23 protein-coding genes are annotated in these 20838 nt (G+C 69.6%); all 23 read right to left on the bottom strand.

The genetic code is table 11. From position 1 onward, the window contains the following. Positions 1-80 precede the first annotated feature (80 nt). Positions 81-488 carry a hypothetical protein gene (locus tag ACZ4E1_RS29715; RefSeq protein ID WP_467545187.1) on the bottom strand — a complete coding sequence of 136 codons (408 nt, stop codon included), beginning with the start codon at positions 486-488 and terminating at the stop codon, positions 81-83. Further along, positions 485-2626, bottom strand: a complete 2142-nt coding sequence (locus ACZ4E1_RS29720; RefSeq protein ID WP_467545190.1) for an integrase — start codon at positions 2624-2626, stop codon at positions 485-487. Before ACZ4E1_RS29720 ends, ACZ4E1_RS29715 begins: the two co-directional genes overlap by 4 nt. Next, positions 2623-4356 carry a hypothetical protein gene (locus ACZ4E1_RS29725; RefSeq protein WP_467545193.1) on the bottom strand — a complete coding sequence of 578 codons (1734 nt, stop codon included), beginning with the start codon at positions 4354-4356 and terminating at the stop codon, positions 2623-2625. Before ACZ4E1_RS29725 ends, ACZ4E1_RS29720 begins: the two co-directional genes overlap by 4 nt. Continuing rightward, positions 4353-5903, bottom strand: a complete 1551-nt coding sequence (locus tag ACZ4E1_RS29730; RefSeq protein WP_467545197.1) for an integrase — start codon at positions 5901-5903, stop codon at positions 4353-4355. Before ACZ4E1_RS29730 ends, ACZ4E1_RS29725 begins: the two co-directional genes overlap by 4 nt. Positions 5904-6846: 943 nt before the next feature. Continuing rightward, positions 6847-7866 carry an MSCRAMM family protein gene (locus tag ACZ4E1_RS29735; protein WP_467545202.1) on the bottom strand — a complete coding sequence of 340 codons (1020 nt, stop codon included), beginning with the start codon at positions 7864-7866 and terminating at the stop codon, positions 6847-6849. Between the two features lie 51 nt (positions 7867-7917). After that, entirely contained in the window at positions 7918-8388 is a 471-nt protein-coding gene (locus ACZ4E1_RS29740; protein ID WP_467545204.1) for a hypothetical protein, read from the bottom strand. Between the two features lie 32 nt (positions 8389-8420). Next, the gene (locus tag ACZ4E1_RS29745) at positions 8421-9293 is read right to left on the bottom strand and encodes an SPDY domain-containing protein (RefSeq protein WP_467545345.1); all 873 of its coding nucleotides are present in this window, start codon (positions 9291-9293) and stop codon (positions 8421-8423) included. Positions 9294-9385: 92 nt separating this feature from the next. Continuing rightward, on the bottom strand, positions 9386-10600 hold the full coding sequence (locus tag ACZ4E1_RS29750; RefSeq protein WP_467545347.1) for an ATP-grasp domain-containing protein: 1215 nt from the start codon (positions 10598-10600) through the stop codon (positions 9386-9388). A gap of 90 nt (positions 10601-10690) precedes the next feature. Continuing rightward, positions 10691-11029, bottom strand: a complete 339-nt coding sequence (locus ACZ4E1_RS29755) for a hypothetical protein (protein WP_467545206.1) — start codon at positions 11027-11029, stop codon at positions 10691-10693. A gap of 41 nt (positions 11030-11070) precedes the next feature. Beyond that, a complete protein-coding gene (locus ACZ4E1_RS29760; protein WP_467545208.1) occupies positions 11071-12312 on the bottom strand; it encodes an MFS transporter in 1242 nt (413 codons plus the stop codon). Then, a complete protein-coding gene (locus tag ACZ4E1_RS29765; protein WP_467545210.1) occupies positions 12309-12824 on the bottom strand; it encodes a hypothetical protein in 516 nt (171 codons plus the stop codon). The genes ACZ4E1_RS29760 and ACZ4E1_RS29765 overlap by 4 nt, the downstream gene beginning before the upstream one ends. Further along, positions 12821-13714: a winged helix-turn-helix transcriptional regulator gene (locus tag ACZ4E1_RS29770; RefSeq protein WP_467545212.1), complete on the bottom strand. Its 894-nt coding sequence runs from the start codon at positions 13712-13714 to the stop codon at positions 12821-12823. Before ACZ4E1_RS29770 ends, ACZ4E1_RS29765 begins: the two co-directional genes overlap by 4 nt. Before the next feature lie 30 nt (positions 13715-13744). Beyond that, on the bottom strand, positions 13745-14176 hold the full coding sequence (locus ACZ4E1_RS29775) for a hypothetical protein (RefSeq protein ID WP_467545215.1): 432 nt from the start codon (positions 14174-14176) through the stop codon (positions 13745-13747). Positions 14177-14187: 11 nt separating this feature from the next. Beyond that, positions 14188-14628, bottom strand: coding sequence for a hypothetical protein (locus ACZ4E1_RS29780; RefSeq protein WP_467545218.1), 441 nt, complete (start codon positions 14626-14628; stop codon positions 14188-14190). Next, complete coding sequence (locus ACZ4E1_RS29785) at positions 14625-15083, bottom strand: hypothetical protein (RefSeq protein ID WP_467545220.1); 459 nt, start codon at positions 15081-15083, stop codon at positions 14625-14627. Before ACZ4E1_RS29785 ends, ACZ4E1_RS29780 begins: the two co-directional genes overlap by 4 nt. Positions 15084-15149: 66 nt before the next feature. Continuing rightward, complete coding sequence (locus ACZ4E1_RS29790) at positions 15150-15497, bottom strand: SH3 domain-containing protein (protein ID WP_467545223.1); 348 nt, start codon at positions 15495-15497, stop codon at positions 15150-15152. A 199-nt stretch (positions 15498-15696) separates the two neighbouring features. Next, a complete protein-coding gene (locus ACZ4E1_RS29795) occupies positions 15697-16416 on the bottom strand; it encodes a hypothetical protein (protein ID WP_467545227.1) in 720 nt (239 codons plus the stop codon). A gap of 54 nt (positions 16417-16470) precedes the next feature. Further along, positions 16471-17148 carry a hypothetical protein gene (locus tag ACZ4E1_RS29800; protein ID WP_467545230.1) on the bottom strand — a complete coding sequence of 226 codons (678 nt, stop codon included), beginning with the start codon at positions 17146-17148 and terminating at the stop codon, positions 16471-16473. After that, positions 17145-17606, bottom strand: coding sequence for a GNAT family N-acetyltransferase (locus tag ACZ4E1_RS29805; RefSeq protein WP_467545233.1), 462 nt, complete (start codon positions 17604-17606; stop codon positions 17145-17147). Before ACZ4E1_RS29805 ends, ACZ4E1_RS29800 begins: the two co-directional genes overlap by 4 nt. Positions 17607-17635: 29 nt before the next feature. Next, positions 17636-18352, bottom strand: a complete 717-nt coding sequence (locus tag ACZ4E1_RS29810; RefSeq protein ID WP_467545236.1) for a DUF3631 domain-containing protein — start codon at positions 18350-18352, stop codon at positions 17636-17638. Then, positions 18349-18837: a hypothetical protein gene (locus ACZ4E1_RS29815; RefSeq protein WP_467545238.1), complete on the bottom strand. Its 489-nt coding sequence runs from the start codon at positions 18835-18837 to the stop codon at positions 18349-18351. Before ACZ4E1_RS29815 ends, ACZ4E1_RS29810 begins: the two co-directional genes overlap by 4 nt. Continuing rightward, entirely contained in the window at positions 18834-19445 is a 612-nt protein-coding gene (locus tag ACZ4E1_RS29820; RefSeq protein WP_467545349.1) for a DUF4913 domain-containing protein, read from the bottom strand. Before ACZ4E1_RS29820 ends, ACZ4E1_RS29815 begins: the two co-directional genes overlap by 4 nt. Before the next feature lie 279 nt (positions 19446-19724). After that, complete coding sequence (locus ACZ4E1_RS29825; protein ID WP_467545240.1) at positions 19725-20480, bottom strand: DNA-methyltransferase; 756 nt, start codon at positions 20478-20480, stop codon at positions 19725-19727. Positions 20481-20838 lie beyond the last annotated feature (358 nt).

Here is a 20838-nt window from a genome sequence, read left to right on the forward strand (position 1 = left end):
CGGCAGGAACACTGGTGGCCGACAGGGGAGAACGCCCCCCTGTCGGCCACCAGCGTGCTTCGAACCTCATTTTGAAGCGATCAGTAATCACCGGACGGACGGAGGGGGATGATGTTGTCCGGAACAGGCTGGTCCCGGCCGCCGGGGTTTCGCAGGAGGACGGCCGCAGCGAGGGCCATCTGCTCCGCGCGACGCCGGGACGTGGCCTCGGCGGCCCGGGATTCCTTGAGGGCTTCCTTCAGGCGGACAACCTCTTTGCGTAGCCGCCGCTCGACTTCCGGGGTCTGGTGCGTTTCCGAGCGGACTCGCGCGTAGAACTCCTCCTTGAGGTCGGCGTGGCGCTTCTGCAGAGCCATGCGGTGAACACCGGCTTCCGCGGCGAGCGCGACCGCGGTGAGGCTGCCATTGGAGCTGGTGGGCTGTCCCGCCAGGAGCCGGTCCATGGCCGCGCGGATGCGGGTGCGTTCGTCATCGTGCTGTTCGTTCATGCGACAGCCTCCTCGGCAGTCTGGGCGGCGGAGTCATGGGCGTCGGCGAGAGCTCGGAACCGCTCGGCGGTCCGGCGGAGCCGTTTACCCAGGGGCTGGGGCACGCTCAATGCCTTCCTCTCGAGCCGACGGGCGTGCTTTCGTGCCGCGCGTGCGTGGCTGTCGGTACGGACCGCGTTGCCGCAGCCGAGCTGGCAGGCGAACTGGTTCGGCGCCGTCGCTCCGGGGTCCGGATCGCACAGCGCAGTGTCGCGCTTGAAGGCGCAGATGAGGAAGGAGTGCGGGTTGTCGAAGAGCACGAGGCCGTCGCGTTCGAGGAACTTGGCGGCGGCCTTCGGGGTCGTCAGGGCTCCTTCGAAGCTGGGCATCGAGGCCGCTCCGATGATCGCCCGCCTCGCCGCTGGTCCGGAGATCTTCTCGCCGGCCGCAGTGGCGTCGCGCAGCCGCGCCGCGGTCTCCGCAGCAGCGAGGGCGGTCTCGACGTCGAGCACCCCGTGGAAGCCTCTGCGCTCGCGGCTGCCGTAGCCGCTGGAGGTGCGGGCGTCCAGGGCGGTACGCATGTGCCCATACTGGATGGCGAGGGCGACCAGGCCCCCGGGGCGTCGGGCGATGTGCCAGGCCAGAGTTCTGCGCAGACGGCTCAGTCCAAGGTTGCCGTGCGGGTCCTCCGGTACCTGTTGAGTCGGCAGGCCCTGAGCGGTGGCCTCCTGATTGATCCACGACACGAGGGCCTCGACGCGGCGATCCAGCGTGGTCCGCTTCAGCGAACCGTGGTGCTTGCGCTGGGAGACGATGTCGTGGTGGGAGGAGCTGAACAGGAGCTCACCCTCGGGGACGATACGTTCCAGAACACGGACGGCGTTGACGACCGGAGTGATCGCGACCCAGGGAACGGCCCGTTCCTCGCCGGCGGAGACGTGGTGGCCGTCGGAGTCGCGGACGTTCTTGTAGTGGTGGGCGCGGATCAGATGCCGCGGCATGGAGCCGTCGGCATTCGGCTGCGGGTCGGGGCAGCAGCCAGAGCGCAGCGACCGTGCCTCCTGGGAGCGCATCCCGGTCAAATACAAGATCACGACTGCGGCTGCGGTAGCCAGGTGCCTCACCAGGATCGGCGTCTCCTCGTAGTCCATGAACTCGCGCCATGGCCGTCCCTCGATCCGGCCCGTGACCGGCACCTTCATCGGGCTGGGGCCGGGCCGCTGAGCGGCGAGTCGGTAGAGGCCGTGCCGGGCGACGATGCTCTGGACCTGGGTCCGGCTGCACCCGGTGACCGCTGCGACGTAGTGGTGGGCCAGTGTGACGCCGTGCAGCCGGCTCACGGTCGCGGGCAATGGTGCGCCGGAGTTGACCAGAGGCAGCAGAAAGCTCTTGAGAGCTGCCAGGCCCTCGCGCGTGGACTGGGCGGCTTTCACCTGTGCATGCATGCGGCGGCGTTCGTCCCAGGCAGCCAGGATGTCGCCGGAGAAGTCCTCCACCAGACGGATCGACCAGGTGAGCAGAGGGCCGATCACGGTCGGATCCAGCGGCTCGGTCTTGTTCTCCTCGCCCGCCTCTCCCGTCTCGGCGGGGAGATAGTTGTCGACGCCCTCGTCCTCCCAGGGCGGACGCGTAAGGCCGCAAGGGCTGACCGACAGCTGGTCGAAGGCCCACATGTCCGCGAGCCAGCGCAGAATCGTCAGGGCATGACCGCGCGTACAGCCGCTGGTGCAGGTGGCGGCGTACGCCTTCCAATGCTCCATGGTGCAGTCGCTGAGCCGGGAAACGCCGTGCCGGTCGAGCCAGCGTACGAACTTCATCCACTGGATGATGTTGTCGCGCATGCTGATCACGCCGTCGCGTGTCCGGTTCTGAAAGCCGCGTTCCCGGATGTAGGTGGGGCGCAGCTCGCCGTTGATCAGGACCCAGAGGACACGACGGACCTCGCTCCGCAAGGCAGCCGGGCACTTCTTCAGATTGATCTTGTGGATGCTCTCCCCGGGATTGTCGGTCAGCGGTCCCAGCGACCAGATGTCGTCGCTGTAGAGGGAGTTGGGGTGGGTGTTTCCGGCGCTGATCCACCGGTCCATGACGACCGGGCCGTCCGCTTCGGGGAGCGGGAGGATGTAGGGATCGGCCTCGATGGACAGTGCGGTCGTCACGGGGCCAGGTCTCCTTCGAGCAGGTGGTCGATGATCATTCGGTCGTGGTCGGTTACCCGGTGCAGTGCCGCATCGAAGGTGCTCTCGTTGACCTTTGCCCGCAGGTCATCGAGTCGCAGGAGATGCTCGTCCCAGCGCTCGCTCCACAGCTTCTCGGGCCAGGCGGAGCGCAGCGAGATCAACTGGCGCCGCAGAAGCGCCAGTCGCGGGTGGTGACCGGTGTGGACGCGGGAGTTCTCGCAGGACAGGCAGAGCAGGAAGTCGGCTCCGCAGCCCCCGCTCGGGTCGGGCCAGGGGCTGCTGTCCTCGTCCGCGCAGTCCGCCGTCGCGGTCTCCTGGTGGGACGCGTCGGCCACGTCCGTCAGGCGCCCGTGGAAGGTGTAGTCGCGGGCCTGCTCACGGGCCTCCTCGGCGCCCGCCGCGATCACGTCCACGGCGGCTTCCTGGACGTTCTCATCGGGAAGGACGTAGATGCTCTCGTGCGTGCCGGGCTTGTGCTGCAGCGGCTTCCCCGTCGTGGTGACGGTCGTCCTGCGGGCACGCTGGAAGGGCGAACCGATCTTGTGCTTGCTCGCCCAGACTCGCGCATCGGCCTTGGACACCCCGAAGCACAACGGGCCGACGTTCCGCGGCCGGTCCAGATTGGAGTCCACGTCCGTCCGACGCCGGTTGCGGGCGACCATCAGCAGGTCGTGACCCGGTGACAGCGCGGCAGCCAACGTCCGTCCATGCTGCGTGGCTTCCAGAGCCAGGGTGATCAGCCGGCCCGGCGAGTCCGCGCCGGAGTCGGTGTAATTCTCCGTGTCGAACCACCGGCCCTCACCAGAGCGACGCTTCTCCACCAGGACCTCGTAGGTGACCGTGGCCGTCTCGCCCGCAGACGGGGTGGCCACCGGCACACGCAGACGGTCGTAGACCGACAGGTTCCAGCCGTATCGGTCGGTCATCATCACAGCCAGCGCCGTCAGCTCCGACCGGCTCAGGAACAGCCGGCCGGCCGTCTTCCCGCGGTTCTTGCCGCGCAGCAGCGACTCGGCCCGGGTGTAGACCTTCCCCTCCTTGTCCGGGTACCCGGGCAGTTCGCCCGTGGCGGCCAAGCACTCGAGGACGGACGCGACCCTCCACTCACGGCTGGTCGGGTCCAGCGAGCCCGCTCGGTAGCGGCCCAGCAGCGTGGTGTTCTCCCGGATCCGCAACAGGGCGGCCCGGAACTGTCGCTCGGCGGCCAGCAGCACCTGGTCGCGCTCCGAAGGCCGGTAGGACTGCTTGGACGGTTTGCCCTTCTTCGGGACCGGGCGGGCCAGTTCTTCGGCCGCCAGGCCCTGCGCCAGTCGCGGCTCCCGCTTCAGCAGCGTACGCATCTTCGCGAGGGCCTCGCGCCCGCCGGGGGTGTCCTTGTGGTTGTTGCGCCAGAGTCGGAGCGTGGCCGAGGTGAGGTCGCCGAGGTCCTCGGCCGGGTGCTCCTGGTCCTTGAGGAACCGGGCGAAGATCTCCACAGACTGCCAATACGATTCGCCGCTGGAGTGGCTGTTCCATCCCATGGACTGCGCGGCGAATGCTCGCGCGAGCGACCCGCGCATCAGCTCAGGCACGGAGAGGGCGGCGAAGTCGAAGACCTTCTCGTAGCCCTCCTTGTTGACCACCGTGACCTGCAGTCCGTCAGCGGCTATTCGCTGGATTGCCTGGAAGTCCGGCGGTGGCAGGACCGCTCGGCGGCCTCTCCCGCTCATGACGCTTCCGCGACGGGCAGGGCGTCAACCAGCACCTCGATGTCCTGGATCCCGGAGGTCTCCCGGGCCAGCCGGGCGAACAGACCGTTCAGATCCCTCGACTCCTCGGCCTCGCCATCCTCGTCCTCGGTATCGAAGGCAAGGATCGACTCCAGCTGCAGATGCATGACCGGGCGAAGGTAGTGCTCCTTCGTCGTCTCAACGTCCTTGTGCCCCAACAGGGTCTTCACCAGCCACCACGGGTCGCCGTACAACTGGGCGAAGTCGCGCCGGTCCGCGGCGGTGAGCCCGTACTTCTTGTCCATCAACTCGTTGAGCAGGATCAACATGTAGAGCGCCATCGAGTGCCGCATGGAGTGGGGCGTCGCGTACGGGACCTTCCCGCGGATCTCCGCGACCCGCAGCAGCCGGGATGTCTCGCGTTCCTCCGGGGTCAGCAGAGCCTGCTCGCACCGTTGGTTGGCCTGTCGGAACACGGTGTTCCAGCGGTCCGGCAGCATGGGCAGGCCCTGCTCAGTCAGCCACAGCCACGCCGGCTCCGGGCCCTGCGGCCCCTCAACGAACAGCCACTGCCGCTCCCGCCAGTCGAGCAGGTTCAGGTCGTGTCGTCCTTGGACGCCGTTGCGGTCGACCCAGTGGATCGTCGGGCTGAGACCCGTCGTGACCTTCGTGATCAGCCGCATCAGCGGCAACTTCTCGTAGCGGCCCTGAGCCTGGGCCCGTTCGACTGCCCAGGCCCGCTCCGACTCTGCGTAGGCACTGACCTGACGCAATGAATCGACCGAAGCGTAGAAGGTCCGGTCTCGCTTCGACCGGGACAACGCTCGGGCCGCCTGGCCGTGGCAGTAGCGGCCCGAGCGCAGAGGGCGGGACGGCACTTCGAACGTCAACAAGGCGCCGGATTCCTGGCGCCGCAGTCCCGAGCTGAGCGTGAACCCGACGAACGACGTGTTCCGAAGCTCGGTCCGCGCGTCCCAGCCCGGCACCGGTGTTCCGTCGGAACTGAGGCCGCGAAGGCCAACGTCCTGCCAGAGACCCCAGGTTCGCGGCGTCAGCCACGACACCCGCGAGCTGCGGGCGTCCGCGGCACGGTCCGTCCGGCGCTGGCTGTCCACCGGCAGCGGCGTGACCTTCGCCCACCGGTAGAGCCGGGTGAAAGCCGGCGCTTCTCTATCCCACTTCGCCCCGCTTATTCGGCTTGGGTTGAGTGGCGAGTCGCACCGAAATTCCCGGTACGCGCGCAAGTCGCTCTCGGTCGCCTCCCGCCATGGAATTCCGCGTCGCCACAACCAAGTCAGCAGCAGCCGGATGTCAAGCGCGTAATTGCGTCGAGTTTCCCGTTCCAGCGGATGGAATTCCGTGGAGAGCACGAAGTCCAACAGCTCGGGGTCGACGACGAAGTCAGGCCGTACAAATACCGGATCGCCCGGCTGAAGCCCCACCGCGGCCACGGCTGCCGGCAGGTCGCGGACCCCCAGCACTCCCTCCTCCGGCAGCGGCCCCCACCGCTCCGGATCCGGCACGAACACCAGCCACCACTCGTCCATCTGCCACCCCTGTGAGTCCCTTGAACTCACTCAATCATCAGGGAAGCAGGTGTGGGGGTCATCCGGGATACCGGACGCCTCGTACGTGTGATCGCCGCACTGACAGCTCCCTCTCCACAGATCAGGTACACCGCTCGACTCCGACATGAGTGGCTCCTCCGATGCGTGAACGCTGACTCCCGCGGCAGTGTGCCGCACCCCTGCGCGTTCGCGCTGGCGTTCGGTACCGCACGACACCAAGGCGTCCGCAAATCCACCCGTGACGGTGAACAGGCGTACGAGCATCGCCGTTTAGCGGCCACTGCGCCGCGGCCGCGAGCGGGCGACAGGCGGCTGGGCAGCGGCAAGCCCATGCCTGTAGATCACCTCGGCCTCCACCAGCTCGCCTTGGCTCGCAGCTGCACTCGTCCGTCCACAGCCCAGCAATCTCCGCATCTTCAAGAACGAGGCTGCGATCTGCGCTGATTCATCCCGCCCCCTCTAAGTGAGTCTCGCCACAGTCGAATTGCGCCCGAATCCGACGGCGAGGACAAAGAAGTGGGCACCTTTATTAGCGTGACCAGCAAGCCCCTTAGGGGTGACCCAATTACCTAAACACACTCCCCTCTCGGGGGCACATTAGGGGAAATTCAAGCCACAAAGAGGATCCGATACCGTCACTGCACATGGGACTCGAAACGCAGGTCATGATCACATCCAGCCCGGTCTTCGCCTTACTCACGGCACTGTTTGCCGCAGCACTCGCGCACCCTGAACCGCAGGTGAGAGCGAGGGCGGAGCGGATTCTGTTGATGATTTTCGGGGCACGATAGAGCACGCATTCGCCAGCCTGCAGCAAGTGCTATCACTGGTTTTCAGGCGAGGAAGCTGCACCTCCGTTCGCGCTCGTACGACGAAGCCCCCGGAATCGAATGATTCCGGGGGCTTCGTGGGGTCGGTTGGGTCAGCTCTCGGTGGAGTCGTCTCCGCGTCGTCGGCGAGTCATGACGAGCGCGCCTCCGCCTGCGGCGATCAGGACCCCGGCGCCTCCGATCAGCCACGGGGTGGCGTCGGCGCCGGTATGAGCGAGCGAGCCTTCAGGGGAAGGCGCCGCTGTGCGCGACGTGGTCTCGGTGGCGTCCGAGGCGGACGGTGCCGGAGTGTTCTCGTCCTTGCCGGGATGGGCCGGGTCGGGCTCGTCGCTCGGCTTGCCCGTGGGCTTATCGGACGGCTCATCCGAGGGCTTGCCGGTCGGCTTCTCCGTAGGGGGCGGTGTAGTGGCGGTCTTGGCGTTGGTGGTGGTCACCGTCACCGGATCGCCGGGCTTGGCCTTGAATTCCTTCGAGGGCTTGTAAATCTCGTACCCCTCGGGTGCCTTCACCTGCTTGACCCAGAAGTCGGTCCCCGTACGGGAGTTGACGGGCAGCCTGCCGGTGGCCATGCCGTCGGAGCCGGTGGTTAGCGTGAGAAGGGTCTTGCCGCCGCTCCCGATGTTGACCGTGGACCCCGCCAGCAGCTTGCCGGTCTTGTCGTCCTTGGCCTTCAACAGAACCGAGGCGGGCTTGAAGGGGTCGACGATCGCGAGCGGCGTGTCCGTGCCGGGGGTGACGATGACATCCTGGTCGTCGACCGTCTCGTGCAGCTTGCTGCCGCTGGAGATCTCCTTGAGGCGGTAGACGCCCGGCATGAGGTCCTTGAAGGCGAGCTTGCCCTGGGCGTCGGTCCTGCCGCTGGCGGCCTCCTTGCCCGCGGAGTCGAAGAGGGTGAAGGACGCACCGGCGAGCACGTCGCCGCCGGGGTCCTTCTTCAGGATGGCCACGCCGCCGGTCGGCTCGGCCGCATTGCGCGGAGCCGGGGAGGTGGATGCGGACGGGGTGGGATCGGTGCTCTGGGCCGAGGCGGTCGGCGCCCAGGACAGGCTGCCGGTCACCGTGGCGGCCACGGCAACAGCGACGGGGAGGGTGCGAGCGGAGCGGATGCGCAAGAAGGAACTCTCCAGGGGGTACGGGCGGGCGGGGACGTTCAGAGCGGTGGTTCAGCGGGTGCGGGGCGTAGCCCCGGTGGCGGGAGTGGGCTGGGCAACGGAGCGAGCTGTCGGCCGTGACGCGGCAGGGGGCGGGAACCAGACCTGGGCGTACTGCTCGATCGCGGTACGCAGGCCCGTTCCCTCCGCGCCGTGCCACGCAGGCCCGCTGCTGTGCCAGTCGCGGATGACGGCATAGCCGTCCTGTCCGGGCACGAGGTCGCGGGCGGTGTCGCGGCGTTCGAAGGTGCCGTGGTCGGCGAAGCGGAGGATCGCAGTGTCGAGGATGCCCTGTTCGGGGTGGATGACGCGCAGGCGAAGTCCGTCGTACTCGTCGCGCCGGATGGTCGGGGCGAAGTCGATGCGTAGCCGCAATGGCGAGTTCGGCTGCGGGGCCGCGTAACAGGCGTCACCGACGATGGCGTACTGGTGGAGGGGCAGGTCGAGGACGTCGTCGAAGAACTGCTGGGCGTGCAGGGCCACGTGGTCTCTCTCGGGCGGATGGTGCGGGGAGGTCAGCGGCGGGGGCCGGAGCGCCGCGCCGGCAGGGTTGCCGACGGGGTGGTCGTGGTGCTCCAGCGCGGGACGCTGCGCGTGGTGAGCGCGGGCGCCCGGCGAGGGGCCGTGCGCCGGACGTCGAGAGGCGTGGGCACCGGTGGCGGCGGAGGCGTGACGGGCACGAGCTGGGCGTGTTCGCGCAGGCCGCGCGTCATCTGGTCCTTCCAGCGCGGCAGGGGCGCGGGGTCGGACACGCTCTCGGTGATGGCCTTCACCAGCGGGATCGGGGTGTTCGTAGAGGCGGTGGTGTACCAGCGGACGGATCCGTTTTTCGGCCCGCCCCAGAGGTACCAGCGGGCCTGGAGCGTGGTGAGTTCCTTCTCCGCGTCGAGTCGGCCTTCGGTGTACTCGATCCCGGCCATGCCGTCCGGGGTCTGCAGTTCCAGGACGCCCCACCGCAGGTGCTGGATCTTCCAGCCGCGTTTCATGAGCGGGACGACGGCGTGGAAGGCGTCGAGTTCGGGGTCGGCGGGGTCGGGGCGGGCGAGGTAGTGCTCGGGCCCGTCCTGGTAGGCCGCCGCCAGGGCCGTGGTGAACGCTCGGACGAACTCGGTGGGGCACTCGTCGTTGAAGCTGACGCCCCAGGTGGGCGGGCCGAAGCGGTCCTCGTAGGCGTTGATGCGCCACAGTCCGTCGTCGTCGCCTTCGGGCAGGTAGCCGAGGCGGATCTTGCGGTCGGGGGCGGTGACGTAGACGTTTCCGAGTTCGTCGTGGGTCAGGTCCCAGCCGAGCGCCATCAGAGGTTCAAGGGCGGGGTCGCCGGTGTAGGTGCCGCCGGCGAGGTAGCGCGGGAAGACGTGGACGTCGCCGTCGATTTCGGCATCGGGAATGGTCAAGGGCGTATCCGGAGTAGGTCGGGGCGTGCGGCGCCGGGGTCAATGCAGGCCGTGCTCGGAGCGAAGCGAGCAGTGCGCGACTGGCTCTACGCCGCAAGCCCCGCCTCCTGCCCCGCGGCGATGTGAACGGTGAGGTGCCGATACGCCTCCGTGGAGCGGGCCTTGGCGACCCCTGCGGTGGGGCCGGTGGTGATCAGGTAGCCGATGCGGGCGCTGTACATGTCGCCGTCCGGGGGCAGCACGAGGCAGTCTCCTGCGTCGCGGTGGAAGGTGACGCGTTCGATCCAGTCCGTGCCTTCGGCGAACTGGGCGTCCAGCCGGCGCTCGGTGAGGATGCCGGGATAGGCGGGGTAGATCAGCCGGATTGCCGCTGCCTGACCACGTGTCGGGGCGACGTCGGGCAGCACGCCGCAGGCAATGTCAGCGGCGGCGCGGGCCAGGTCGACGCCGGTGGCCAGGCGGACGAGATGGCCGATCATGTCGCCAGCGACGCGCGCGTTGACCTCGATCAGGCGCGGCCGGCCGTCGACGATGCGCAATTCGACGTGGCTGACACCGTCGGTGACGCCGACGGCATCGAGAGCCGCGACAGCGACCGGTGCCACCTCGGCGAGCAGCGGGTCGTTCGCGTCGACCACGTGCGCCAGTTCCTCGAAGAAGGGTGCCATCCCTACGGTCTTGCGGGTGACGGCGACCACGGTGGTCTGCCCCTGGTAGGTGACGCACTCGACGCTGACCTCCGGGCCGTCGAGGTACTCCTCGACCAGGACCTGGGTGCTCTCGACTCCGCGGCCGGCGGTCTGCGCGGCGAAGGTGTACGCGGCTGGCAGCGCGTCGGCGGTGTCCACGCGGATGACGCCCATGCTCGCGGCGTGTGAGGCGGGCTTGAGGACGACGGGGTAGCCGATGAGGGCGGCGGCATCGGCCGCTTCGCGCTCGGTGCGCACGCTCACAGATACGGCGGAGGGCACTCCGTGGCGAGCGAACAGCGTGCGCGAGGTGTGCTTGTTGCGGCAGCCCTGGAGTGCCTCCGGAGCCGTGGTGGGCAGGCCGAGTTGGCGGGCGAGACGGGCGACGGGGACGAGGCACCACTCGGTCCACGTCATCACGCCGGCCAGGTCGTGCCGCTCGGCGAGAGCGCGCCCGGCCGCATTCAGTGCCGCCTGGTCGGTGGGGTCGGCGACGGCATAGTCGACGATGAACTCCTTCTCCCAGGTCGGCTCGGTGCCGGAGATCAGGACGACGTCGTAGTGGGCACGGACGTTCTCAAGGCAGTAGCTGCGATACGCCTGCGCCTCCATATCGGCGGCAACAACCAGGACGACGGGGCGAGAGGACAACAAGGCTCCAAACGGTGTCGGGACAGGACGTGTTGAGACGCACGGGCGGCGTCAGGGGGTGCGGCGGCGGCGCAGTTCGAAGGCGGACGCCCAGTGGGGGTGGTCCTCGATCAGCTTTCGGGCGTACAGGGACGTGAAGGAGTTGTTCAGCCCGCGCACACCCGCGGGCAACTGCCAGCGCAGGTCCTCGAACAGCGCCTTCAGCCCGACCCGGGTGGCCCCGGCGGCGATCCGGTCGGCGGTCAGGCGCTCCAACGCCCGGTAGACGTACGGGTGCTCGGCGTCGAAAGCCAGGAACCGATCCGTCAGCGTGGGCCGCGATCCTGCTCGAACCGACGGTCGGGATATCAGCCGGACCGGCTGGCTGGCCGGGGCGTGGGACGTGGGCATGGCGGGTCTCCGTGAGGTGGGCCGGGAGGTGACGGGGATGGTCAGGCGAAGGAGGTGCGCAGGGCGGGGGTGGCGCGCAGCCGGGCGAAGGCGGTGAACAGGCCCGCGGCCTGGAGTACGGCGCAGAGCGTGATGACGTGGCCGAGCTGGGCGGGCGGGACGACGGCGACGAGGACGCCGGCCAGCGGGAAGGGCAGCAACAGCAGCAAGATCGTCAGGGACAGGGTGGCGCCGAACACCTGCTGCGGGATGAGGCGGGAGCGCAGGGTGCGCAGCACGACGGTCATGCCTCCCTCGCCGGCCATGAGGACGGCGATCAGGGCGAGGTAGGCGTGGTAGCTGCTGGCGAAGAAGACGGCCAGGCATGCGGTGGCGGCGATCGTGGCGGAGACGACGCCGACCGGCCACAGGCCGAAGCGGTCGATTGCGCGGCGGCACACGAGAACCGCGCTGAGCGAGGCGACGGCCGCGATGGACCAGACGAACCCGACGTCGGCTGTGGAGTGGCCGAGCTGCTTGACGATGATCACCGGGGCGGCGGCCTGCAGCAGGCCGATGGCCAGGTTCGACACGGTCAGTCCGGCCACCAGCCAGCCGAGCGCCGGCAGCATCCGCAGGGTCGACCATCCAGTGCGCAGTCCCATGCCGACGGGCTGCGCCGCGGTCGACTTGTGGCGAAGGTACTGGCGTGGGGCGAGGACGCTGGTGAGCAGCGAAAAGACGGCGATCACCAGCAGCATGCCGCTCGCGCCGGTCCACTGGAGCAGGAGGCCGGCCAGCGCGGGGCCGGAGAGGGTGGCGACCTGGTCGATGCCGAGCAGCACCGACTGCACGCGGTGCGCGCGGGCTCCGGCCTCACGGCCGGCGACCCCGCCCGCGGTCTCGGCCGCGATGTACGAGCACTCGGTGAGGATCCCGGTGGACGCGGCGAGCACCATGACGGTGACCGTCGCCCCGAGCCCCGCCTCCTGCTTCGGCAGGAGGACAGCGGCGGCCAGGACGACCAGCGCTCGGGCGACGTTCGCGTAGCGGAGCACGGCGGTGGTGCCATGACGGTCGACCAGTGCCCCGGCGAACGCGAACGCCCCCAGCCTCGGAATCCACTCCAGGGCAAAGGCGAGGCCGGTCAGGGCTGCTGAGTTGGTGGTGGCCAGCACCAGCAGCGGGATGCCGTAGGTGGCCATGGCGAACGCTGCGGCGTCCGTGCTGCGCGGCAGATAGATGCCGCGCAGCAGTGTGGGGACCGGCCGGCGTGCATGCCGCGGTCCGACACGGGATCTCACGCAGCAAGCCCCGCTTCCGCCGGCGGCTGCGGGGAACGGACGTCGGCGTGGTGCAGGACGCGAGGGTTCGACTGCAGAAAGTCGGTCAGGACCTGGCGCGGTGCCGGCGGCTCCGGACGCGAGGCGTTCGCCTGCGGGCTGCGGCTGTGCAGTTGGAGCGTGTGCTGGACGCGGGTGACGAAGTCGCTGGCGGTGTCGGGGAAATGACGGGCACGGGCCCAGCGGGCCGCGGTGTCGTACACCTCGGCGAGGGCCTCGCCGCTCGCGGTGAGCCGGTAGCGGTCGGGAGCCTGTTCGTCGGCGTGGACCAGGCCGAGGTCGCGTGCGACGTCGATGGCGTGGCGCAGTTGCCCGGGCGTGAGATCGCCGAAAGCGCCCTGCAGGGAGCCTCGCCGGTGGCTGATGGGGCCGTTGTCGTCGATCTCGGTGATCAGGCGTATCAGGCCCGGCAGGGCCAGGGACCGGATCGCGCGGCGTTCGTGCAGGAGGGTTTCGGGCTGGGAGCGGTTCATCGGCGCGGGCCTCCTGCCCGGGACATCGGTTGGGCGGGTAGCTGGTGGGAGAAGAGGTCGCCGGACTTCCACGCCGGACCGTCCGGGGGCGTGGTGGTCAGGACGGGACGAGCAGCAGGAGTGGCGGTCGGAACTGCCGGTGCCGGATGACGAGTGGGGGTGGTCGCCCACGGGCCGGAACGGTTCTGCGACAGGGCGGCGCCCGGCCCGCGAGCCCGGCGGGCATCGGCCTCGGCGCTCGGGGCGGTGGCCCACGCCGAGATCGCCTCGAAGACGGGGGCGAGCGCCTGCCCGCTCTCCGTCAGCTGGTAGCCGCCGGTGGCGCTGGCCGTGACGAGACCATCGGCGACCAGGCGTTCCAGGGGCTTGTAGACGGCGGTCAGTCCGTAGCCGGGCATGGCCTCACTCGCCAGCGTCTTGGCGGTCGCGGTGCCCCGGGCCTGCAGGGAGAACAGGATCGGGGTGGCGTGCCGCGGCGCGAGCAGCGCGATGGTGTCGTCGATGTTCTGGGCCGGTGCGATCGGCTCGGGCTCCATCTCGCCGGTGTGCTTGTTGGCGACCAGGCCCTTCTCCAGATAGGTGTCGGCCCAGGACGCGATCACCGAGAGGACGGGCAGCAGCGCGGCGCCGCGGCTGGTGAGGCCGTAGGTGACGTGGCGCGGAGCGTACTCCGTGCGCTCGATGACGCCGGCGTGGGTGAGGTGACGCAGGCGGGGGTGGAGCTGGCCGTCCGCCAGCCACGGAAGCCGGGGCTTGACCTCGGCGTAGCGCAGCGGCTGGGAGACGGTCATCAGCACCCACACGCTCCAGCGCGGGGCGAGCAGGTCCAGGGTCTTGGTGACGCCCAGGAGGTCGTTCGGGGTGGTGGGCGGCGGCGCGGTGGTGGCCAAGAAGGTGGCTCCTCAGGCGGTACGGGTGGATCAGCGGGTGCGGGAGGTGGTCGCCGTCGGGGCGGCGGGAGCCGGCGGGGCCGGCGGGGCCGGCGGGTGGGTGTCCGGAGCGGACCGGCGGCGCAGGCCGCCCAGGACTGCGCTGGTGCTTTTGGCGTAGGCGTCGCGGGTGGCGACGGACTCGGCGATGCGCCGGGCGCAGTCGAGGATGTGGCCGGCGTCGAAGCGGCCGATCTCCCGCTCAGGCGCGGTGAGTTCGCGCAGTCGCTGAAGCTGGAAGGCGATGTTGCTCTCGGCTAGGGCCAGGTCGCTGTGGTTGCCGGTCAGGGCGGCGAGCAGGGTGGCCTCGGGGGCTGCGTCGGCGTGGGCTTCAAGGTCGGCGAGCGGCTGTCCGTACAGCGCCTCGATGCGCTGGGCGACGAGCTGGGATACGGCGGTGGGCGCGGTGTCGGGCTGGGGCAATCGGTGGGCTTTCAGGGACGTGGCGTCCGCACCGCTCCGGCGCGAGATGCGGCTGGGGCGGGCGGAGCGGTGGCGGCGATCTTGGGAGTCAATGACCGGCGCGGCGCCGCTGCTTGGTTCGGCGGGGGCATGGTGCGCAGAAGCTCGTCGAGCGCGGCGGTGTAGCCGTCCCGGCCCGCCAGGGCTGCCTGCAGCCAGTCCGCGTCCCAGCGCAGGTCCTCGGCGGACAGGTCGTCCATGTCCCCGTCGGCGGCCGTCGCGGCATGGACACGGTCACGGACGCGGGCCACCTGCTCCTCGGCGATGGCGAGCCAGCTACGCAGTTCCAGGGCTCGCTGGAGTGCGGCGTTGACATCGTCGCGGGCTGCCTGCGCATACAGCTCGGCCACTTCGGCGCCGAACGCCTCCCGCAGAGCCACATCACGGCTGCTGGACTTGTCGACGACCCTCACCTCGTCACCCCGCGCACCGTGGCGTTCGGCTGACTGGGCAGCGTGGGCGGGGCGGTAGGCAGAGCCGGTGCGCGACGGGCGGCCGGGTCAGCGCCGCGCCACACACCTGGGACGTGCTTGCCGGGAGCGGCGGGGTCGAGGAGGTAGTTCACGACCATGGCGCGGCCGTCGCGAGAGGCGACGGCCGCGTTGACCTGGTGGGCTAGCTCCATGACGGGGTCGTCGAGTACGTCGGAGGCTTGAGTGCCCAGTGCCTCGACGAGCGCGTCCTCAGTCGTGTTTAGTGCCTGCTGCGTTTCGGCGAGAAGGCCGTACCAGTGCACAACTGCCGTGGCCTCGGGGTTGGCCCGCGGGTTTGCCGCAACCGCCCGGCGCAGGTCGGCGAGCGGCATCTGGAATCGGTCCTCGATTCGCTCAGTGATGATGCCCATCACGTCTTCGCTGGCGTCGAGCACGACGAAGCTCCGTTCATTTCGTGAATTCCGGTGCGGGAATGGGGAATGGGGTGGGTGCTGGGTCGGCTAGTCCAGGCAGAAGTAGACGTCGCGGTAGACGTACGAACCGGAGACCCATCCCTTTGCGCCGGTCGTCTTGTCGGTGATGTAGTGCCAGTTGCCGTGGGTCTTGTGGACGGTGAACTTGTGGCCCCGGTAGAGCACGCCGCGAGCAGTGGACTTGCTAGTTGCCTTGGAGCGGATCGTCACAGCCTTCGCACCGATCACCCACGGTCCGCGGCGGTCGCACGGGCGGGTGGTCGGCGCCGAGGCCGACGCGCCGGCGGGTGCGGCCAGCGCGCCCGGAGCGGACATCACGGGAACGGCCAAGGCGCCGAGAATTGCGGCGGTCACTGTGAAACGGGCGGTACGCATGCGGAATTGGCCTCCAGGTCTGGAAGAAGAAATGCGGCAGCAGCCCCAGGCGGATGCCGTGCGGGCTGAGAACAAGAGTCCGGAGAATCCCCGGTTTCGGTAACCGGGGATCGCGTGCTACGTTCCGCGCCGCCTCGTATCCGGCAGGTGGAATTTTCGTGGGGGCCTGCGAGGCAAATACCTGCGTGTTAGCGGGAGTTCAGCGTCCGGGCCCGCGTGGCGGGGCGGGACGGGCTGGCAATCCGGGGACGGCGGTCGTGTGCCGGGTTACCGGCGAGGCCGTAGGAAGCAGCGGCTCATTGCCGTTCCAGTGGGCCTCCCACCACTGGGTGGCGGCCTCAAAGGTCTCGAAGCCGCCTTCACGCAGCGTGTGCGTCCACGTCGTGGTGTCGGCCACTTCGAGAAGCACGCGGAAGGGCATAGCTGCCTCCTCGTCCATGGCGCGCAGCATCACCGTGGTTTGCACCGGGTCCTTGGTGTCGTCCGTGTAGCTGATTCCATAGGCGAAGTGATCGCCGTCGTCGCGTAGCCGCTGCTCCAGGACACGGGTGGCTCCGTCCGCGGGGACGGTGCCCATGCCCTCGTGCGGGAGGATCTTCTCCTCAGGGCAGCCACGGGCGATCAGCCAGGACTGGGCCATGGACAGCAGCGGCAGCGCCTTATGGTCGAACTGGAAGGTGCGCGCGGCCGGGTCGCGGTTGAGATGCAGGGCGACCAGCTGCGGCTCACCGGGGATGCCCCAGGTGACGGCACGGTTGTGCATCACGTAGTAGCTGTGCGCGGCGTCGTCGCTGTGGTGCTCGGCGAGGACAGTCATCGAGTCCTGCTCGATGCCGATGTGCCCCTCGAACTGGTCGGCGATGTGGTCGTTGACGGCTTCGTATCCGTCGAGGCGGAAGTCGGGTTGGTAGTTGGGCATCGGTGCTTTCGGTCGTGACACCCGCGGCGCCGTGCGTGCGGCACGGAGCGTCGGTCAGCGGCGTGTGCGGGAGATGGCGGGTGCAGCCGGCAGGCGTGCGGGCCTGGTGGTAGGCGGGCCGGCGCGGCGGGGTGCGGTCAGCGCGGCTCGGCCGGCGTCGGTGAGGGCGACGGGCTGGCCGGCCTGCACCGGGTGCGCGGTGTCGCGCTCCACCAGGCCCATCGCCTCCAGACGCTGCAGTTGGGCGTAGGAGATGCGGGTTCGTGCGGCGGTCGCTACCGCGAGGCGGTGGGTGACGAGGTGTTCGTGCAGCTTGGCGCCCTGGGCGATGGCGAGGAGGGCCGCGACGTCCTTCGTGGCGATCTGTGGCGGCGCAGGCCGAGGTGCGGTGGCCTCGATGCGCTCCAGCACCGCGGCGGCCGTGCGCTGCTTCGCATCGCGTACGTCGGCGGCCTTCGCCAGCTGATCGAGGGTGCGGTCGATGCGGGCGAACAGGGCTTGGTCTACCGGTAGTTCGCTGGAGGCGAGGCGGGCGAGCCGGAGACGGTAGAAGGTGACGTCCCGCTCGGCCGCCACCAGCTCGCGGTGCGCGTCGGCCAGGGCGGCGTGCGGTGCGTCGAGGAGTCTGCTGTCGCGGTGGCTGTCCAGTTCCTCGATGCCGTAGCCCAGGGCGGTCTCGATCCGCTGGTCGAGGGCTGTGGGCAGCTGCTGGTCGGGCGTAGGCAAGGTCATGGCGGGGCGGTTTCTGGGTCCGTGGCGAGTGTGCCCAGGGCGACGCGGACCTCGACGTACGAGCCGTCGCGGATGTGCGACGTCGGGCCGAGCCGGTCGAGGAGCCGGAGCATGGCCTCATTGGACGCCTGCGTGAACGCGGACAGGGTGTGTGCTCCGCGCTCGCGGGCGAAACGGGCCGCCTGCCGGGCCATCGCCGCGCCGATGCCCTGCCGGTGACGGTGGTCGACGACCTGCAGTCCGAGGTCGAAGATCCCCGCCTCCCGGCTCACGGGCCCGGCGCAGACCAGGGCCACAGGCCGCTCGTCCACGCCGAGCCCGATCCAGCACTGTGCATGGGCGAGCAGCCGTGACAGGTCGCGAGGCGTGAGGCGAGTGCGGCCCCAGCGGCGCAGCAGGTTCTGCTCGGAGCACTGCGCGTGGAAGGCGGCGACCAGATCCCAGTCCGCCTCCGTCACCCGCCGAGTGCCCGCGAGGGCCGGGTGCCTCAGCAGGAGCAGTTCGGCCGGGCGGCCAGCAGGTCAGATCGCCGGTAGGCGCGGTAGCGGCTGCCGTCAGTCGCGCGGGGCTTGCGGGCCTGGACGCCGTAGCCGCGCAGGAGCAGACCCAGTTGCAGCGGGGTGAGATCGGCGTAGCGCCAACGTCCCTCGGCCTGGCCGGGCATGTCGCGCAGGCGCTCGACCAGCTCCGCGGTGCTCACGTACTCCGGCGCGCCCTCGTCGTCGAAGACGGCCAGGCAGGCGTGGACGATCGTCTGCGGGCGGGTGGGGCAGGGCAGGAACTCCTCGCCCCCTTCCTCGTGAACGTCGTCGAAGCCGTCAAGGTCGTCCGGCTTGTCGAAGTCGTCAGGCGCAATGAAGTCGCCGAAGGGGTCGAAGTCGGGTTCCTCGTCCTCCTCTGGTGCGTACTCGTCCTCGGGTGCGGGTTCGTACGCGGCGGCGCAGCAGCAGGAGGTGGACAGGAGCGCGCTCAGCTCGGCGCCGGCCGTCATCCGTTCGACCAGCAGGTCGGTCAGGGTGTTCAGCTGCTCGGTGGGGCTGACGCCCGGAAGTTCGGCGTCGGCCAGCTCGGCGAGCTGTCGGTCGAGGCCCTGGATCTCGATGAACGCGTCGAGGATGGAGCGGTGGTGCGGGTTCTCGGTGACCTGGGCCGGCGTCAGAACGGCGGCGGCGACCTGGTCGATCAGGGTAGGGAACTGCGTCAACGAACGGGGCCCTTCAGGGTCGGGGAAGGTGCGGGTCGCGGAAGGCCGGGCATCGCGTAGGGCGGTGGTCCCGGCTTGGGAACGGGCTGGCGCGTGGCCAGCTGCGGCGAGCGGGTGCGCGCCGCGTGGGTGCGCTCGCCCAGGGGGCGTCGGCGGATCCCGAGTCGGGCGCGGGCGGTGTCGTACACGTCGTGTGCCTCGCGCGGGCGTACGGCCACGACGTGGATCTCGGTGGGGTGCGTGGAGTTCGCGGGAGCCGGCCGCTGGGCGTAGACGATGCGCCAGGCGTTGCGGTGATCGACGTAGACCTTGCGGCACCCGGCAAGGTCGCGGGTGAGTTTGGCGCCGAACAGGCGGGCGTTGACGATGTCCTGCAGCTGGGCGAGCGCCAAGTCGCGAATGTCGCTGGGGGCTTGCAGGAGGTCGGTCAGAGCGCGAGGGTCGAAGGACAGGCCGAACGCCGGCCGGTCCTCGTGGCCGGTCATGTGTCCGCCTGACCCGGCTCGCCGGTCTCCTCGTGTTCCCCGCCCTCCGCAGTCTCCTCGGTTGCGGCGTGGGTGGTCCGGTTCGAGGGGCGGGGGCCGGGCAGCAGCCGGTGCGCCGGCCGGTCCGGGTCCGTCATGCACGCGGACAGCGGGCCGCCGGCGGCTCGGACGGTGGCCATGGCATGGGTGAGGAAGTCCCGGTGCCACACAAACAAACCGCTCAGTCCGGCTTCGGCGTCCTTGTGCTGCTGGTAGGCCAGCCACAGGGCATGCAGCCAGGCGACGACGTCGGCGTGCTCCTGCCACTGCTCGCACCACGGCGCGGCGGTCGTGACCTCCGCGCCGTAGACCCGCATGAGGAAGTCGTCGACCCAGTCACTGAGTGCGTCGAGTTCGTCCTCGTACTCCTCGTCCTCCAACTCGAGGATCGGGCGCGGCTCGGGTGGCGCAGGCACGGACGGCAGGCCCCCGAACCCCGGCAGCCCGTAGGCGGCGAAATCCGCCGGCGGCGCGGCTGAGAGGTCGTCGATCTGGCGCTCGTGCTGCGCGGACAGGTCCAGCAGTCTGGCGACGTCCGCCTGGATGCTCGCCAGACCGGAGTCCGGCAGTCGGACCGGCTCCGTCTTTCCGTCTTCCGAGGTGGGAGATGGGCCGGGTATCCGGACCGGATCCGTCTCCGCACCCTCCGAGGGGCTTATGGGTTCAGACACGAAAAAGGGGCCTCCTTGGACCGCGGCCATAGGGCGTGGATTGCGGCTCCAACCATCCGGAGAATCCCCGGTTTCGGTAACCGGGACTTCGCCGCTACAACGCTGCGTGCGGCAGGGCGGGGCCGACATGAACGGAACGTGGCGGGCGTCGCGCCGCGCCGCGCCGCGGGGCCAGTCTCAGACAGTGAGTGTCAAGTCATCGTGGGAAAGGGCCTGTTGCAGCGTTTCGGTGAGGCGATCGGCGGCGATCTCGGCGTAGTGCTTGGTCTTCTCGACGCCTATGAAGTCGCGGCCCTCCAGGAGTGCCGCGACGCCGGTCGAGCCGGATCCGCAGGTGAAGTCGAGTACGGTGCCGCCCTCCGGGGCGATCTGCACCAGCTCCCTCATGACGGAGACGGGCTTCTGTGTGATGTGCTGCCGGTTCTTGCCGCTGGGCTGCGAAGCGCTGTAGAGGCCGGGAAGGTAGACCGGGTTGCGGGCGGCGTCGATGGGTCCGTTGGAGGCCCAGACGATGAACTCGCAGTTCTGGGTGAACCTGCCCTTCTGGGGCCTGGCCTGCGGCTTGTGCCAGGCCAGCACCCCGCGCCACAGCCAGCCGGCGGCCTGGATCGCGTCCGTCGTGATGGGCAGCTGGCGCCAGTCGGTGAACAGGAGCGCGGTCCCGCCGACCTTGGTGAGCCGGTGCGCCTCGGTCATGATCTGCGTCAGCCAGAAGCCGTACGACCGCTGATCCATGTTCTCGCCGGTGAAGTCCGCCAGCTCGTGAGAGGCGTCGGCCGAGGTGTACTTCTGCTTCGCCGACCGGCTCGTGCGCTCCTTCGCCGTCCGCCCGCCGCTGTTGTACGGCGGGTCGGTGATGACGGAGTCGACGCAGTTGTCCGGCAGCTCGGCGAGGACGCTGAGCGCGTCGCCCTGGTGCAGGGAAAAAGGCAAAGGTGTACCCCAATTCGGGTCGTGTGAGACGAGGGAGAGACGCTCCAGCTCGCATGGATGACCCCACGGGACCGAATACGGGAGGACGTCTCCGCGGTCTGCGATGTGAGGGGGCGAGGGGAGGAGCCAAAACTGTAGGGCACGATCCCCGGTTGAGCGCTATTGCCGCCGAGAACCCCGAAATAGAGCCTTGATCACGAACGATTTCGGCAACCGGGGATCCGACCGTACTGTTTTGGAACTGCCCGGCCGACACGGCCGATGGCGCATCCCCGCCCCTGCCTTCGTGGAGGTATCTCCGTGTCCTGGCACACCTGACTCACCGCCTGGTGCCGGTGCGAGCGGCAACTCGCAACAG

It is taken from the genome of Streptomyces sp. NPDC025806 (genome assembly GCF_055558275.1).

Excerpts from the sequence above, each read along its gene's own strand:
- ACZ4E1_RS29715 (WP_467545187.1), bottom strand. The coding sequence starts at position 488 with ATGAACGAACAGCACGATGACGAACGCACCCGCATCCGCGCGGCCATG.
- ACZ4E1_RS29725 (WP_467545193.1), bottom strand. The coding sequence starts at position 4,356 with ATGAGCGGGAGAGGCCGCCGAGCGGTCCTGCCACCGCCGGACTTCCAG.
- ACZ4E1_RS29730 (WP_467545197.1), bottom strand. The coding sequence starts at position 5,903 with ATGGACGAGTGGTGGCTGGTGTTCGTGCCGGATCCGGAGCGGTGGGGG.
- ACZ4E1_RS29750 (WP_467545347.1), bottom strand. The coding sequence starts at position 10,600 with ATGGAGGCGCAGGCGTATCGCAGCTACTGCCTTGAGAACGTCCGTGCC.
- ACZ4E1_RS29755 (WP_467545206.1), bottom strand. The coding sequence starts at position 11,029 with ATGCCCACGTCCCACGCCCCGGCCAGCCAGCCGGTCCGGCTGATATCC.
- ACZ4E1_RS29765 (WP_467545210.1), bottom strand. The coding sequence starts at position 12,824 with ATGAACCGCTCCCAGCCCGAAACCCTCCTGCACGAACGCCGCGCGATC.
- ACZ4E1_RS29790 (WP_467545223.1), bottom strand. The coding sequence starts at position 15,497 with ATGCGTACCGCCCGTTTCACAGTGACCGCCGCAATTCTCGGCGCCTTG.
- ACZ4E1_RS29795 (WP_467545227.1), bottom strand. The coding sequence starts at position 16,416 with ATGCCCAACTACCAACCCGACTTCCGCCTCGACGGATACGAAGCCGTC.
- ACZ4E1_RS29800 (WP_467545230.1), bottom strand. The coding sequence starts at position 17,148 with ATGACCTTGCCTACGCCCGACCAGCAGCTGCCCACAGCCCTCGACCAG.
- ACZ4E1_RS29815 (WP_467545238.1), bottom strand. The coding sequence starts at position 18,837 with ATGACCGGCCACGAGGACCGGCCGGCGTTCGGCCTGTCCTTCGACCCT.